The 14,384-nt window shown below is 64.7% G+C and carries 15 protein-coding genes; 1 reads left to right on the forward strand and 14 read right to left on the reverse strand.

The genetic code is table 11. The annotated features are described in order from the left end of the window. Positions 1-74 precede the first annotated feature (74 nt). Complete coding sequence (locus Q8X51_RS21530; protein ID WP_074848497.1) at positions 75-983, forward strand: LysR family transcriptional regulator; 909 nt, start codon at positions 75-77, stop codon at positions 981-983. Positions 984-1,093: 110 nt separating this feature from the next. Here the strand turns inward: Q8X51_RS21530 and Q8X51_RS21535 are convergent, their stop codons facing one another. From Q8X51_RS21535 to Q8X51_RS21600, 14 genes are read right to left on the reverse strand one after another with little or no spacing between them, the layout of a single operon-like run. Continuing rightward, positions 1,094-1,540 carry a hypothetical protein gene (locus tag Q8X51_RS21535; RefSeq protein WP_323145888.1) on the reverse strand — a complete coding sequence of 149 codons (447 nt, stop codon included), beginning with the start codon at positions 1,538-1,540 and terminating at the stop codon, positions 1,094-1,096. A gap of 26 nt (positions 1,541-1,566) precedes the next feature. Further along, complete coding sequence (locus Q8X51_RS21540) at positions 1,567-2,793, reverse strand: beta-ketoacyl-ACP synthase (protein WP_065925702.1); 1,227 nt, start codon at positions 2,791-2,793, stop codon at positions 1,567-1,569. After that, the gene (gene fabG / locus Q8X51_RS21545) at positions 2,793-3,521 is read right to left on the reverse strand and encodes a 3-oxoacyl-ACP reductase FabG (RefSeq protein WP_065925701.1); all 729 of its coding nucleotides are present in this window, start codon (positions 3,519-3,521) and stop codon (positions 2,793-2,795) included. Before fabG ends, Q8X51_RS21540 begins: the two co-directional genes overlap by 1 nt. After that, positions 3,518-3,979, reverse strand: coding sequence for an ApeP family dehydratase (locus tag Q8X51_RS21550; RefSeq protein ID WP_065940800.1), 462 nt, complete (start codon positions 3,977-3,979; stop codon positions 3,518-3,520). The genes fabG and Q8X51_RS21550 overlap by 4 nt, the downstream gene beginning before the upstream one ends. Further along, on the reverse strand, positions 3,976-5,142 hold the full coding sequence (locus Q8X51_RS21555) for a beta-ketoacyl-[acyl-carrier-protein] synthase family protein (RefSeq protein WP_407693558.1): 1,167 nt from the start codon (positions 5,140-5,142) through the stop codon (positions 3,976-3,978). Before Q8X51_RS21555 ends, Q8X51_RS21550 begins: the two co-directional genes overlap by 4 nt. Beyond that, positions 5,139-5,621: a hypothetical protein gene (locus Q8X51_RS21560; RefSeq protein WP_407693559.1), complete on the reverse strand. Its 483-nt coding sequence runs from the start codon at positions 5,619-5,621 to the stop codon at positions 5,139-5,141. The genes Q8X51_RS21555 and Q8X51_RS21560 overlap by 4 nt, the downstream gene beginning before the upstream one ends. Then, the gene (locus tag Q8X51_RS21565) at positions 5,618-6,352 is read right to left on the reverse strand and encodes a class I SAM-dependent methyltransferase (protein ID WP_065925698.1); all 735 of its coding nucleotides are present in this window, start codon (positions 6,350-6,352) and stop codon (positions 5,618-5,620) included. The genes Q8X51_RS21560 and Q8X51_RS21565 overlap by 4 nt, the downstream gene beginning before the upstream one ends. Beyond that, positions 6,349-7,596, reverse strand: a complete 1,248-nt coding sequence (locus Q8X51_RS21570; protein WP_407693560.1) for an NAD(P)/FAD-dependent oxidoreductase — start codon at positions 7,594-7,596, stop codon at positions 6,349-6,351. Before Q8X51_RS21570 ends, Q8X51_RS21565 begins: the two co-directional genes overlap by 4 nt. A gap of 33 nt (positions 7,597-7,629) precedes the next feature. Further along, positions 7,630-9,942 (reverse strand): MMPL family transporter, encoded by a 2,313-nt coding sequence (locus Q8X51_RS21575; RefSeq protein WP_407693561.1) that lies wholly within the window; start codon positions 9,940-9,942, stop codon positions 7,630-7,632. Continuing rightward, positions 9,932-10,624 carry a LolA family protein gene (locus Q8X51_RS21580; RefSeq protein ID WP_407693562.1) on the reverse strand — a complete coding sequence of 231 codons (693 nt, stop codon included), beginning with the start codon at positions 10,622-10,624 and terminating at the stop codon, positions 9,932-9,934. Before Q8X51_RS21580 ends, Q8X51_RS21575 begins: the two co-directional genes overlap by 11 nt. After that, a complete protein-coding gene (locus Q8X51_RS21585; protein ID WP_065925694.1) occupies positions 10,618-11,046 on the reverse strand; it encodes an acyl-CoA thioesterase in 429 nt (142 codons plus the stop codon). Before Q8X51_RS21585 ends, Q8X51_RS21580 begins: the two co-directional genes overlap by 7 nt. Further along, a complete protein-coding gene (locus Q8X51_RS21590) occupies positions 11,039-12,580 on the reverse strand; it encodes an HAL/PAL/TAL family ammonia-lyase (RefSeq protein WP_065946644.1) in 1,542 nt (513 codons plus the stop codon). The genes Q8X51_RS21585 and Q8X51_RS21590 overlap by 8 nt, the downstream gene beginning before the upstream one ends. After that, a complete protein-coding gene (locus Q8X51_RS21595) occupies positions 12,564-13,499 on the reverse strand; it encodes an LpxL/LpxP family acyltransferase (RefSeq protein ID WP_407693563.1) in 936 nt (311 codons plus the stop codon). Before Q8X51_RS21595 ends, Q8X51_RS21590 begins: the two co-directional genes overlap by 17 nt. Then, entirely contained in the window at positions 13,496-14,230 is a 735-nt protein-coding gene (locus tag Q8X51_RS21600; protein ID WP_065925691.1) for a glycosyltransferase family 2 protein, read from the reverse strand. Before Q8X51_RS21600 ends, Q8X51_RS21595 begins: the two co-directional genes overlap by 4 nt. Positions 14,231-14,384: the final 154 nt, after the last annotated feature.

Consider the following 14,384-nt stretch of genomic DNA (forward strand, 5'->3'; position numbering starts at 1 on the left):
TATAGCTGGCTAATGATTCTTTCCAATATATTGTTCGACCCGTTTGATAGCTTTTACGACCTAATGAGGCTGGCATGGAATTACGTCACCTGCGGTACTTCATCGCTGTCGCCGAGGAGCTGCACTTTGGTCGCGCGGCGCAGGTGCTGGGCATCTCGCAACCGCCGTTGAGCCAGCAGATCCAGGCGCTGGAGCAGGAGGTGGGGGCTCGGTTATTCGAGCGGACCAATCGTCGGGTCGAACTGAGCGAGGCCGGACGCCTGTTCCTGCACGAGGCGCGGCTGGTGCTGGCCCAGGTCGACAAGGCGGCGGACGTGGCCCGCCGTGCGCAGTTGGGGGAACTGGGCGAATTGAAGATTGGCTTCACCTCGTCGGCGCCGTTCAACTCCACGATTCCGCAGGCGATCTTCGCGTTTCGCCAAGCCTTCCCGGCGGTGCACCTGAACCTGCAGGAAATGAGCAGCACCGAAGTGGCCGAGTCGCTGGTGGATGAGTCGATCCAGGTTGGGCTGATGCGTCCGCTGCCGCTGCCGGACTCATTGAGTGTGATCGAGCTGATGCGCGAACCGCTGGTTGCCGTATTAAACGCTGACCACCCCTTAGTGGAGGGCAGTGAGCGTGGCCTGTACCTTGCGCAACTGGCGGAGGAACCGTTTGTATTTTTCCCTCGCACCTACGGCAGTGGCCTGTACGCCCAACTGCTCAACCTGGCCCGTGATGCCGGCTTCAGCCCGCACTTCGCCCAGGAAGCGGGGGAGGCGATGACCATCATCGGGTTGGTGGCGGCGGGCTTGGGCGTGTCGGTGCTGCCGGCGTCGTACCAACGGATACGCATCGATGGCGTGGTCTATCGCACCTTGCTGGATCAGGAGGCGGTGACGGCGGTATGGCTGGTGCAGCGCAAAGGCGCACAAACGCCGATGGCGAAGGCGTTTGTGGAGTTGTTGGTGGTGACCGGGCTAGCCCCAAATCTGACGCTGTGATCTGCCTGAAAAAACGCGGTGATCTTAATGGGGCTGCTACGCAGCCCAACGCTGGCGGTGCGACGATTCGACAAGCCCGCTCGCCACAGAGGTTGTGCCCGGCCTTGGTTTTACTTCGACGTTCCCGTCTGCTCAAACAACTGCGCTGCCGACCCTGCCTCACCACTCACGCCATTGCTGCGCAATCCCGCCATGATGTCGCTGTCCAGGTTGTTCACCCAACGGTTGTAGTTGCGATGGATCTTGCCGTCCTTGTAGCCCAGTTGGCGGCTGTCGCGGTAGGTGATGGCGTAGCTGCTGCGGGTGTAGCGGATGTCGATGGCCGCATAGTACTGGTTGCGCACGGTGATCTCGGCCTGCACCAGCTGCGGGCTCAGGCGTTGCACCGTCCATTCGCGTTTTTGCAGGGCGTTGACGATCACCGTTTTCATTTTCTCTTCACTGAGCTGGGCGTCGGCCGGCAGGTCGTGCTGGGTGTTGAGGATCGGTTTGCTGGTACAGCCGGCGGCGGTCAGCAGGGCCAGGGTGATCAGCGTAGCGCGTAGCAAGGAAGACATTCCGTATTCTCCAATCGATTAAAAAGTCAGGACCAGCGGCGGAAGATCAGCGACGTATTGACGCCGCCAAAGGCAAAGTTGTTGTTCATCACGTAGTCGTGATGCATCTCGCGAAATTCACCCTGCAGGTAATCCAGCTCGCCGCAGTGCGGGTCGACGGAGTCCAGGTTGAAGGTGTGCACGTATTGGTCGCGGTTCATCATCTCGATGCTGAACCACGATTCCAGCGCACCGCAGGCGCCCAAGGTGTGGCCGAGGAAGCTTTTCTGCGAGCTGATGGGCATGCGGCTGCCGAACAGGCTGCTGGTGGCCTGGGTCTCGGCGATGTCGCCCTGGTCGGTGGCGGTGCCGTGGCCGTTGACGTAGCCGATGGCGGCAGGCTCCAGGCCCGCATCTTCCAGGGCCAGCTCCATGGCGCGGCGCATGGTTTTCTGTTCCGGGCGCGTGGTGTGCTGGCCGTCGGCATTGCTGCCGAAGCCGACGATCTCGGCATGGATATGCGCACCCCGCGCCAGTGCGTGTTCCAGTTCTTCGAGCACCAGCATGCCGCCGCCTTCGCCGATCACCAGGCCGTCGCGGCCGCTGTCGTAGGGACGTGGGCTGGTCTGCGGCGCATCGTTCTTCAGGCTGGTGGCATACAGCGCGTCGAACACCATGGCTTCGGTGGGGCACAGCTCCTCGGCGCCGCCGGCGAGCATCAACGGCAGGCGGCCGAACTTGATCGCTTCATAGGCATAGCCGATGCCCTGGCTGCCGCTGGTGCACGCGCTGGACGTGGGGATCAGCCGCCCGGTGAGGCCAAAGAAGATGCTGATATTCGCCGCCGTGGTGTGGGGCATCATGCGCACGTAGGAGTTGGCGTTCAGCCCCTCGGCCACCGAGTTCAGCAACATATTGCCGAAGGCCTTGATCTCATCGGTACTGCCGGTGGACGAGCCACAGGCCACGCCCATGCGCCCGTCCTTGATCGACTCGTCACCGAGCAAGCCCGCGTCCTGCAACGCCTGTTCCGCGGCCCACACCGCCAGGCGCGAGACGCGGCCCATGCTGCGCAGCTGCTTGCGCGTCCAATGGGCGGGCACGACGAAATCATCGACCGGCCCGGCCAGGCGCGTGTTCAATTCGGTAAAACGCTCCCACTCGTCCATGCGTCGGATGCCGCTGCGGTTGGCGCGGAAGTTGGCGGCGATGGTGTCCCAGTCGCTGCCCAGGGAGGTCACGCCGGCCATGCCGGTGACGACGACGCGTTTCATCAGCACAGGCCTCCATTCACGGCCAGGACCTGGCGCGTGATATAGCCGGCTTCAGCCGACATGAGGAAATTCACTGCACCGGCGACTTCTTCCGGGGTGCCCATGCGTTGCGCCGGGATCATCTTCATCAGCTCTTCCACCGGTACGTTTTCATCCAGCATGGCGGTGTCGATCAGGCCGGGGGCGACGCAGTTGACGGTGATCCTGCGCTTGCCCAGTTCGATGGCGAGGGCCTTGGCCGCACCGATCAGGCCGGCCTTGGAGGCGCTGTAGTTGACCTGGCCACGGTTGCCGATCAACCCCGACACCGAGGTGATGCACACGATACGCCCGGCTGCGCGACGACGAATCATCGGCATCATCACCGGGTGCAGCACGTTGTAGAAACCATCCAGGTTGGTGCGCATCACCACGTCCCAATCGTCTTCGGACAGGGCCGGGAAGGCGCCGTCGCGGGTCAGGCCGGCGTTGAGCACCACGCCGTAATAAGCACCGTGTTGCTCAACATCGGCTTCAAGGATCTGCTTGCACGCGGCGCGGTCCGCCACATCGAATTGCAGCACCCGCGCCTGGCGGCCCAGGGCCTCGATCTCGACCTGTACCGCGCAGGCTTCGGCCCGACCGCTGCGGCAATGCAGCACGATGTCATGCCCGGCCTGGGCCAGGCGCAGGGCAATGGCGCGGCCGATGCCACGGCTGGAGCCGGTGACCAGTACGGGTTCAGTCATGGCGTTTCGTCCTTCGATTCATCTAAATAGTTGGCCGCCTGGGGCGGTCGAAATACATTCAAGCGGGCGCTGGCCTGGATACCGCTACCGGTGAGGTGGCATTCGAACACACCCATGCCGTTGTCGTCTTCCAGGGAACGCAGGCCGTGGATGTTCAACTCGGCGCCGGCCGGGAAGTGTTCCACGTTGCACTCGAACTTGCGTGTGCCGAGCAGGAAGCCCAGTTCCACCGCTTCACCCTTTTGACGGGCGCGGCAGCCGGCGTAGGCGGCGACGCTCTGCGCCATCAACTCGATGCCGACCCAGGCCGGCAGGCTGCCGTCAGGGCGGTTGAACAGGCCGCCGGGCTTGACGGTGAGGCGGGTGTGAATCTGCTCTTCATCGAACGACAGTACCTGGTCGATCAGGATCATGTCGCCCGCGTGGGGCAGCAGTTCGGCGAGTGGCCAATCGGTCATGGGGCCTCTCCGATTATCAGGCTGACATTGTTGCCGCCGAAGGCAAACGAGTTGCTCATCAGTCGGGGTTTTTCCAAGGTGTCCCCCGCCTGCGCCCATTGCAGGGCGGGCAGCGCGGGGTCGGCCTGGCCGTCCCACACATGGGGCGGCACACGGCCGTGGGCCAGGCTCAGCCAGCAGAACGCTGCTTCCAGCGCGCCGGCCGCGCCCAGGGTGTGGCCGCTCATGGGTTTGGTCGACGAGCAGGCCACGCCGTCGGGGAACAGGCTGGCGACGGCCAGGCTTTCCATGGCGTCGTTGTGTTGGGTGGCGGTGCCGTGCAGGTTCAGGTAGCCGATCTGCCCGGGCTGCACGTTCGCACTGGCCAGGGCCTTGCGCATCGCCTGCAACGCGCCTTTGCCGGTGGGTTCCGGCGCGGAGATATGGTGCGCATCGCAACTCGCACCGCTGCCCAGCAGGGCGATCGCCGCAGGCGCTTTAGTCATCAGGAACAGCACCGCCGCTTCGCCGATATTGATGCCGTTGCGGTTCACCGAAAACGGGTTGCAGCGTTCGTTGGACACCGCTTCCAACGCGCCGAACCCATTGAGGGTCAGCTTGCACAGGCTGTCGACGCCGCCGCAGAGCACCGCGTCGCACACTCCCAGGTCGAGCAGGCGTTGTGCGCTCATCAAGGCCCGGGCGCTGGAGGTGCAGGCGGTGGAAATCACATAGGCCGGGCCGCTCAGTTGCAGCCAGTCGGCGAGAAAATTCGCCGGGGCGCTGAGTTCCTGTTGCTGGTAGTCATAGTCGCTGGGGAAGTGCTGATCGCGCAGGTACTGGGCGATACCGCGGCTGGCTTCGTCGATGCCCGAGGTGCTGGTGCCGAGCACCACCCCGACCCGCGAGGCGCCATAGCGGTGGATCGCCTGGCGAATCTCGCCCTCGATCTGCAGCGCCGCCTCCAGCAGCAGTTGGTTATTGCGGCTGCTTTGCTGGCCGAGTTCCGTCGGAATGGTCGCCAGCTCGCCGTGCACACTGCCTACCGGCAGCGTGCGCTCCGGCACCCAGCCGCTTTCGGCACGCATCCCCGAGCAGTCGCCGGCAAACAGGCTGCGACTGACGGCGGCCTGGCCACGGCCGAGGGCGCAAATCACGCCGAGGGCATTGAGGTAGGCGCTCATCGGGCGGCACCGAGCGGCGTGATGCGGTAGCTCAAGGGCTGGCCGCTCATGTTCACACTGAAGACTTCTGACGATTGGTAGACGATCTGCCAATGGCCCGGCAGGGTGCGCGTGAGGTCCATCGCCTGGGCGCCAGGGTAGAGAGCGCGCACGTCATCGGCCGAGGCCAAGGCAAACAACAGTGCGGCAAACAGCTCGCGTGCCTGGGGATTGGGCGGCAGCAGACCGTCGGCCTGCCACTGGCCATCGATCAGTTTTTGCCGGGCCTGGGGAATGCCCAGGGGGTCCATCATCGACCAGCGGAGTGCGCCGCCTTCGCGTTGGATCACCAGCAGCCAGTCCTGGTTCTGGCCGTCTGCCAGGCGCTGCACATGCAGCTGTAGCGGCAAGGCCAAGGCCGGGGTTTTTTCAGGCAGCGGCGGCTGGCTGGCGCAGGCGCTCAGCAGCAACAGGCAACCGATCAATAGGCTGCGCATCATGGTGCGGCGCTCGCCAGGGGTTTGCGCGCCACGCAGTTGACCAGGGTTTCCTCACGCTGGCCCACCGGCGGCGGGTTACGCAGGCCCCAGCGCTCCAGCAGGCCGAAGTCGCGGGAACGGCTCCACCACAGGTAGGGGTACGAAACGTTCTGCGGGTCGAACTCAAAGCCCTGCTCGCGGAGCATCTGCAGGTACTCTTCGGCGCTTTTCTGCACATGCATGGGATGGCGGAACAGCCAGCGAATGACCCAGGTGTCGATATAGGCTTCGGTGGATTCGGCAAACAGCAAGTAACCGCCCGGCTTGAGCACCCGGTAGAACTCCTTGAGTGCGCGATGCTGTTCAACCAAGTGATGGAAGGTCTGGTGGCAGAACAGGATGTCGACGCTGGCGTCCGGCACATCGAGGGTGGCGCAGTCACTGCCGATCAATTCGATGGCCAAGCCCTGGCGCGCGGCTTCGGCCTTGCTCAGTTCCAGGCTGTGGGGGTCGGCATCCAGGCCGATCAGGCGCGCGGGGGCAAACACCTGCTGCAAGTACTGGAATGACTTGCCCTGGCCGCAACCGGCGTCCAGCAGCACCGGCGCCTCGGGCAACGGGTCGGTGAACAGGCTGCGCAGGTCGTTGATTGCCACGCGCAATACATGGTGCTGCCAGGTATGGCTGCGCAGGAACCAGAAGCCGAAGCGGGTTTCTTCGACGTAGTTTTTACTCAGGTATTGAGACGTCATACCGGTTCACTCGCACAAATTTCCGACAACATCCGCAAGCGCCGCTTGGGCTCGCTGACAAACGGGTTGCGTTCGTCCCACGCGTAACCTGCGAGGATCGAACTGATCATCCGGCGAATGTCCGGTGAGCTGCCGGGGTGGAAAATCACATCCTGGAAGGTGCCTGCATACCAGCCCTCGACGTAGCAGCGGAAGGTGTCGACACCGCGCTTGAGCGGCTCGGCAAACTCGGTTTGCCAGTCCACGGTCTCGCCTTTGAGCTGACGATGCAGCACGCCGGCGGCCATGCTCGCCGAGCGCATGGCGATGGTCACGCCGGAGGAGAACACCGGGTCGAGGAATTCCGCCGCATTGCCCAGCAGCGCAAAGCCGGGGCCGTGCAGGGTTTTGACGTTGGCCGAGTAGCCGCCGATGGTGCGCGCGGGGGTATCCCACACAGCGTGACGCAGTACACCGGACAGGCTTGGGGTTTCATCGATAAAACCCTGCAGGCAAGCGTCGAGATCGCTGTCGCGGCCGTCGAAATGCTCCTTGGCCGCGACCACGCCCACCGAGCAGCGACCGTTGCTGAACGGGATGGTCCAGAACCAGATGTCGCGTTTCGTAGGGTGCGTGGTGACCAGGATCTTGGTGCGATCGAAGCCTGGGTGTTCGATGCGGTCTTCAACGTGGGTGAACACCGCCTGGCGCAGCGGGAAATGCGACGGCGCCTCCAGGTCGAGCAGGCGCGGCAGCACGCGGCCGTAGCCGCTGGCATCAAGCACGAACTTAGCCTTGATGTGGTACTCGCTGCCGTTCTCACGGCGCACATGCAGGTAGCGGCACTCACCGGAGAAATCCACGCCGACGATGGTTTCGCCGTAGCGGATGTCGACGCCTTGCTGGGCGGCCTGATCGGCCAGCAACTTGTCGAACTCGCCGCGCTGCACCTGGAAGGTGGTGGGCTTGCCGTTGCTGAAGGTGTCACCGAAATCGAACGCGCTGTAACGCTCGCCCCAGGCAAACGCGGCACCGGTTTTTACCTGGAATCCCGCCGCCTGCACGGCGTCGAGCATGCCGGCTTCCTCGATAAAATCGATGCAGTGCGACAGCAGGCTTTCGCCGATCGAGAAGCGCGGGAAATGCTGGCGCTCGATGATCAATACATCATGCCCTTTGCGTTTGAGCAGTGCGGCGGCAATCGCGCCGGATGGCCCGGCACCAATCACCACGACCTGGCGACGTTCCATTTCAACTATGGGCACGAGGGCTCCTTGCCGCTTTGGCGATAACTACATTCATGAGGCGTGTTTCCGTTGGCCGGCCCAGGGGGCCAGCATAAAGCTGAATGCCAGGCCCAGGCTGACCGACAGGCCGAAATTACTCACTGCCGGGGTACTGGACACCGCCAGCAGGCCGAACGACAACCAGGTCGTCAGCGCTGCCAGCAGCGTCCCTAAAAGGCTGACCGCGGGGCCGCCGATCTGTTCGCGCATCAAAATCGCATAGTCGACACTGATGGCCGTGACCAGCAGCAACCCGAACAGGCTGAACAGGGTCAACGGCTGGCCCAGCCAACCCAGGCTGGCCAGGCTGCACAGTGCAGCCAGCAACGGCAGGGCGACGATGCGCAAGGCCCCGCTGAAGCCGAACGGCAGGATCAGTAACAGCACGATCAGCACGCACGACATCAACTTCAATTCGGCGGCGCTGATCTGCGTGTCGGCGAATACACGGTTCAAATCCCCGAGACGATCCACCAACTGCACGCCGGGCAAGTCCACGGCCTGCACCCGCAGCAGCGCCGGGTTGTTCAAGCCCTGCAGGCTGACCATGGCCGCCACGCCGCCGTCCACCGGGCCCAGCCACAGCGTGCGCCAGGGTTCGGCCAAGGGGCCCACCAGCGCAGCGTCGATGTCTTCGGTGGGCAGCGCTTGCAGTTGCGCGATTTCGGCGTGCAGGGCGCTGGCGGGCACGCCGAGGTCCAACAGAGGCTGCCAGTGTTGTGGGAGTGTGCTCAGGGCATCGCGCAGTTGCTGCTGTTCGGCGGGCAGGCTGACCAGTTGGTTGAGCGCCAGGTAACCCTGGAGCTTGTCCATATTCACCAACTGGTCCAGGCGTTGGCCCAGGGCGGCTTGGCGCTCCAGCAACTGCGGCTGGTTGTCGGCCCGTATCAGGAAAAACTGGCTGGTGGGCTGGAAACCGGTAATGCGCGCCACGGCCTGTGCCTCTTGCAGCAACTGCGGCGGCGCGCCGATCCACTGGCGGATATCGTTTTTGCTGTTCAGCTGCCAAAGGCCGCCGGCGCAGAACAGCAGCACCCACACCAGCAGCACCGGACTGGGCACACGCTTGAGCAAGGCGGCCCGCACCTGCCACAGGCATTCGGCGACGCGCAGCGGCCATTGTGCCGGGCGCAGTTCGACACCCTTGAGCAGTGCCGGCAGCAGGCACACCGCTGACAGGTAGGCGCCGACCAGGCCCGCGGCGGAGAACACCGCGATTTGCGTCAAGGCCGGGAAGGGCGTCCAGGCCAGCGCCAGGTAGCCGATGCAACTGGTGGCCAGGCTCAGGCTCAGCCCTGGCAGCGTCAGGCGCAATGCCGGCCAACTGCGCCAGGGGTTCATGCTCCAGCTTTTCGACAGGTAGTGCAGCGGGTAATCCACCGCGACGCCGATCAGGCTGGAGCCGAGCACCAGGGTCATCACATGCATATGCCCGAACAGCGCCACACAAGCGACGGCACCAAACAGCATGCCCACCAGCACCGGTACAAACGCCAGCAGTACTCGCCCGCGGCGGAACGCCAGCAACAGCAACAGCAGAATGCCGACGGTGGCGCCGCCGCCGACCCAGGTGATTTCCCGCGTGGCCTGTTGCTGGCCATTGGCGGCGTAAAGCAAACCGCTGGCGGCGAGCAATTGCGCGCCGTGTTCGCCGGCCTGCGTGCGGCTGGCCTGGAGCAGATCCGCCACCTGCAGCGGCAGTTTCATGTCGAAGGCATTGCCGGTGGTGCGTGCGCGCAGCAGCACCCAGCTTTTGCCGTCGGCATCGGCGATCAAGGCGCCGCTGCCGATGTCCAGTTGCACCGAGCCGTGCTGCGGCTGGCTGTTCTGGATGCGCCCGGTCAGGCCCAGCCAGTCGTCCTGGCTCGGCACCAGGCTGAAGCCGGTGAAGGGGTCGAACAGCGACTGCACCCGTTGCTGGATGAACGCGTCGGGGTGGTCGATCAGCTGTTCGCGGTCCTTGGCCGAGAGCATCGCCAGGCGTCCGCGCAGCAACTGTTCACGCAGTGCCGGCAGGTCGGCTTGCAGGTTCCATTGCACCTTCTCGAACAAGCCGCTGGCCTGCCAGCGCTCGCCCAATTGCTGGGCCACGGCCACCGCTTGCTGGCGATCGGCGTGTCCCACCAACACCAGCATTTCGCGGTTGAGCGGCTCCTGCATGCGCTGTTCGGCTTGCAGTTCCAGGGCGTCCGGCGTACTGCCCGGCACCAGCTCCATCAGGTTGGCCGACAGCGGTGCGCCGTGGCGCCACTGCCAGCCGGCCAGGGCCAGCACGGCCACCAGCAGGATCAGGAAGAGGCGGGGCAGCAGGCGCTCACTGGGCAAAGTCGTGTTGCTCCGCGTCGCTCAATGGCTGGCCGGCGCTGCTGTCCTGCATGCGCAGCACGGTGCTGTCGCCCTGGGTTTCCAGCAGTTCGATCTTCTGCACCAACTCACCACCATCGATATTGATCTGGGTGAATACCTGATTGAGCAGCAGTGAACGCGGGAGCAGCGTGAGCTTCCATTGCCGGGCTTGGCCTTGCAGTTGCAGCTCGAAGTCGCGCTGCAAGCCGCTGCTGTCGCCCTGGAGCACGGCGAGGAACAGACGGTTCTGTTCGGCACCGGCGCTCTTGTTCGGCAGCAGTTGCCAGCCGTTGGCGTCACGCCGGGCGATGCCCTGGGCGCTGATGCGGTAGTCCTGTTGCAGCGGGGTTTTCAGCAGCCACAGCAGGCCGTGGTCCTTGGCCAGGACGAAGGTGCCCTTGCTGACCAATGGCTGCGGCAGCGCACGCAGGTGTTTTTCCTGGGTGAAGCTGCCGTGGATCACTGAGGGTTTGGCCAACTGGTCGCTGAGTTGTTGCAGGTCGAAGGCGTGTGCCGCCCCAGAAAAACCAAACAACACCAACACTGTAGGAGCGAGCTTGCTCGCGAAAAACCCGAGAGCGCCGCGGGGTATCAGGAAACCCGCGTTATCGTTGACGATCTTCGCGAGCAAGCTCGCTCCTACAGAGAACGGGGTCAGCATTTCAGGGCCCTTTCGACGGCGTCGGTGAATACTTTGGGCGAGGCCAGCTGCATCTCGCGGCTGGCGATTTCCACCGCCACCTGCACGGTGCTGGCGCGGGTCAGGCGCTCGCCGCTGGCCAGGTCGGTGATCAGGTAATTGACCTTCAAGCGGTTCTCCCATTCCACCAGGCTGGCGCGCACGTTGATCGTCTGGCCGAACACCGCACCGCGCACATAGCGCAGTTGCATGTCGATCACCGGCCAGGCGTAGCCGGCTTCGAGCATGGCCGTGTAGTTGTGGCCGATCTTGTCCAGCAGCGCGCAGCGTGCGATTTCCAGGTACTTCACGTAATGCCCGTGCCAGACGACGTTCATCGTGTCGACGTCAAAAAACGGCACCAGGATTTCGGTGTCGCTGTGCAGTACGCCAGGGCTACGCATGCAGCCTCCAGTGTTGCTCGGCGATGCGTTGCAGGCACAGGCGCAGTTCGCCTTCGAGGGCACGGTCTTCGATGACCGGCGGGAAGTCCTGGGCCAGCTCTGCATGCATGGCCGCCAGCGCCGGGGGCAACGGGCGTGCGTCGTCGGCCTGGGCGCGCAGCCACACGCCCTGGTTGGCGGCGAGCAGGGTGGCGGCGGCGACCTGTTCGGTCAGCTCCAGCACGCGGATCGCATCGCGGGCGGCGATGGTGCCCATGCTCACCTTGTCCTGGTTGTGGCACTCGGTGGAGCGCGAGAACACGCTGGCCGGCATGGTGTTTTTCAGTGCTTCGGCGGTCCAGGCGCTGGTGCCGATCTGCACCGCCTTGAAGCCGTGGTTGATCATCGCGCGGTCCGCCGGTGCACCGGACAGGTTGCTCGGCAGGCCGTGGTTGTAGCGCACGTCCACCAGCAGGGCGAGCTGGCGGTCGAGCAGGTCGGCGACGTTGGCCACCAGGGTCTTGAGGCTGTCCATGGCAAAGGCGATATGCCCACCGTAGAAATGTCCGCCGTGCAGCACGCGTTCTTCTTCGGCGTCGATGATCGGGTTGTCGTTGGCGCTGTTCAGCTCGATCTCGATAAACGAACGCAGCCAGTTCAGGCTGTCCGCGAGCACGCCGAGGACATGGGGCGCGCAGCGCAGCGAGTAGCGATCCTGCAGGCGATGCAGTGGCGCGGTCGGCGCGTCGATCGCCAGGTCCTCGCGCAGCCAGGCGGCGACTTGCATCTGCCCCGGATGTGGCTTGGCGGCGAACAGACGCTCGTCGAAGTGTTCCGGGTTGCCTTGCAGCGCCACCACGTTCAGCGCCGTGATGCGCGTGGCCAGTTGCAGCAGGTAGTCGGCACGGGCGAAGGCCAGGCAAGCGATGCCGGTCATCACCGCGGTGCCGTTCATCAGCGCCAGGGCCTCTTTGGGGCGCAGGACCAGCGGCTCCCAGCCGAGTTCGCGGTGCACGTCGGCTGCCTGGCGACGCTCGCCACGGAACAGCACTTCGCGCTCGCCGGACAGGGTCGCGGCCACGTAGGACAGCGGCGTCAGGTCACCGCTGGCGCCCACCGAGCCTTCTTCCGGGATCAGTGGCAGCACGTCGTGTTCGAGGAACCCATGCAGGCGCTCCAGCAGTTCCACGCGCACCCCGGAGACACCGTGGCACAGCGACTGCAAGCGCGCCGCCAGCACCGCACGGGTGGCTTGGGCGTCGAGCAACTTGCCCAGGCCGCAACCGTGGAAGGTGTACAGGTGACGGGGCAGGGCCTCGACGTGTTGCAACGGCACCGCGACCACGCAGGAGTCACCGTAGCCGGTGGTTACGCCGTAGATCACGCCTTCCTTGTCCAGCAGCGAGTCGAGGAACTGCGCGCCCTTGGCAATGCGTTGGCGATAGGCGGCATCGCCTTGCAGCTGGGTAGGCACCTGACGGTTGGCCAGGGCCAGCACGTCTTCGATGCGCAGGGGGCATTCGCCAAAGGTTACCGGCTCAAGATGCGTCGTCATCGGTCTTCCAGAAAGGGTAAAAGTTGAACCATTGTTGGGGCGCTTCCAGGCAGAACTGGCCCAGGCGTGCGGCGTAGCGCGCGGTCCACAGGGCGATGACCTGCTCGCGGGTGCTGCGTTTCCATTCGATCAATTGCGCGAAGGGCTCGATGCTCAGGCGATAGCGGCCCTGGTGTTTCAGGCACATCAGCAGGTTGACCGGGCATTTCAGCAGGCCCGCCAGCAGCCACGGGCCTTGGGGGAAGGCAGCGTCATGGCCGAGGAAGTCCACGCGCACCGTGCGCCCGCCATGCAAGGGCACGCGGTCGCCGGCAATCGCCAGCCACTCGCCGTCGTCCAGGCGCTGGCTGAGCAGCAGCATGGTGGCCGGGTCCAGCTCGCTGATCTGGATCAGGCGCAAGTGGGTGGCACCGGCTTCGCCCAGCAGACGGTTGAAACGTTCGGCGTGCTTGGTGTGCACCAGCACGTTCATGGTGACCTGTTCGCCGATTTCCGCCAGCGCGCGGCACACTTCGAGGTTGCCCAGGTGGGCGCCCACCAGCATCTGCCCGCGCCCACCACGCAGTTGCCCGCGCAGTTTCGCCGGGTCGTTGATCTCGATCTGTTCCAGGCGCAGCTTGCCGTTCCACACGTCGAGTTTGTCGAGCAGGGCATCGGCAAAGGCCATGAACTGGGCGAAGACTCTGCGCTGGCTGGGGCGCAGTTCATCGCGCCCGCTCCAGTCGGCCAGGCGCTGCTGGTATTGCCAGGCGCTCTGGCGCGCGGTGCGGCCGAACAGGAAGAAGTACAACACGATGCCGTACAGCACCGGGCTCAGCAGGCGGCGGCCGAGGACCTTGGCGGCGATGGCGGTGAATTTCATCAGCCAGTAGCTGCCGCGCTCTTCGCGGTCAGCCCAATGCTTGGTGCTGTCGCTCATGCCTGCCACCGTCGCCACAGGATCAGCGGTGCACGCACCAACATGCCGAAGAACAGGCGGGTGTGCATGGCGCTGATGCGCACGTTGTCGCGGAACAGGCGGAAGTGCGACAGGCCGTCGGCGGGGTAATGCACCTGGGTCGGCAGCCAGCGCATCGGCTGGTTGCGCCAGGCCAGGCGCACCAGGATGTCGGAGTCGAAGTCCATGTGCGTGCCGATATAGGCCGAGTCCATCAGCGCCAGCACCGGTGCCAGCGGGTACACGCGAAAGCCGCACATCGAGTCGCGGATCTGCAGCGACAGGGTGTTGATCCACACCCACACGTGGGTCAGGTAACGCGCATACAAACGGCCCTTGGGCACGCTTTCGTCGTATTCGGGATAGCCGCAGATGATTGCGTTGGGCTGCCTGCGGGACGCGTCGATAAACGTCTCGACTTCGCGCAGGTCGTGCTGGCCGTCGGCGTCGACCTGCAAGGCGTGGCTGAAGCCCAGGCGCGCCGCTTCGCGAAAGCCTGCCATCACTGCGCCGCCCTTGCCCTGATTGGTCGGCAGGGTGAGCAGGGTGACATTGTCCAGCCGCGCCAGTTGCGCCAACACCGCTGCGCAGGCCGGGCTGCTGCCATCGTCCACCAACAGGCACGGCAGGCCACTGTTCAACAGGCTGTGGACCACGGCGGGCACGGCGGCTTCGTGGTTGTAGACCGGGATCAGGGCGCAGGGGTTATGCATGGTGTCCCTCACCGTCTGGTAAATAACCTGTGGCGAGCCGGCTTGTTGTAGTGAGCCGGCTTGTCGTGGTGAGCGGGCTTGTTGTGGTGAGCGGGCTTGCCCCGCGTTGGGCCGCGGAGCGGCCCCAGTAAGGTAACCGAGGCGTGTCAGACAG

It is taken from the genome of Pseudomonas sp. Yb2C2 (genome assembly GCF_052112325.1).
Lineage (GTDB): Bacteria > Pseudomonadota > Gammaproteobacteria > Pseudomonadales > Pseudomonadaceae > Aquipseudomonas > Aquipseudomonas marginalis.

Bases quoted from the DNA above. Each gene is read 5' to 3' on its own strand.
- Q8X51_RS21565 (WP_065925698.1), bottom strand. From the start codon at position 6,352: ATGACGTCTCAATACCTGAGTAAAAACTACGTCGAAGAAACCCGCTTC.
- Q8X51_RS21600 (WP_065925691.1), bottom strand. From the start codon at position 14,230: ATGCATAACCCCTGCGCCCTGATCCCGGTCTACAACCACGAAGCCGCC.
- Q8X51_RS21530 (WP_074848497.1), top strand. From the start codon at position 75: ATGGAATTACGTCACCTGCGGTACTTCATCGCTGTCGCCGAGGAGCTG.
- Q8X51_RS21555 (WP_407693558.1), bottom strand. From the start codon at position 5,142: ATGAGCGCCTACCTCAATGCCCTCGGCGTGATTTGCGCCCTCGGCCGT.
- Q8X51_RS21590 (WP_065946644.1), bottom strand. From the start codon at position 12,580: ATGACGACGCATCTTGAGCCGGTAACCTTTGGCGAATGCCCCCTGCGC.
- Q8X51_RS21580 (WP_407693562.1), bottom strand. From the start codon at position 10,624: ATGCTGACCCCGTTCTCTGTAGGAGCGAGCTTGCTCGCGAAGATCGTC.
- Q8X51_RS21535 (WP_323145888.1), bottom strand. From the start codon at position 1,540: ATGTCTTCCTTGCTACGCGCTACGCTGATCACCCTGGCCCTGCTGACC.
- Q8X51_RS21540 (WP_065925702.1), bottom strand. From the start codon at position 2,793: ATGAAACGCGTCGTCGTCACCGGCATGGCCGGCGTGACCTCCCTGGGC.
- Q8X51_RS21550 (WP_065940800.1), bottom strand. From the start codon at position 3,979: ATGACCGATTGGCCACTCGCCGAACTGCTGCCCCACGCGGGCGACATG.
- Q8X51_RS21595 (WP_407693563.1), bottom strand. From the start codon at position 13,499: ATGAGCGACAGCACCAAGCATTGGGCTGACCGCGAAGAGCGCGGCAGC.
- fabG (WP_065925701.1), bottom strand. From the start codon at position 3,521: ATGACTGAACCCGTACTGGTCACCGGCTCCAGCCGTGGCATCGGCCGC.
- Q8X51_RS21585 (WP_065925694.1), bottom strand. From the start codon at position 11,046: ATGCGTAGCCCTGGCGTACTGCACAGCGACACCGAAATCCTGGTGCCG.
- Q8X51_RS21560 (WP_407693559.1), bottom strand. From the start codon at position 5,621: ATGATGCGCAGCCTATTGATCGGTTGCCTGTTGCTGCTGAGCGCCTGC.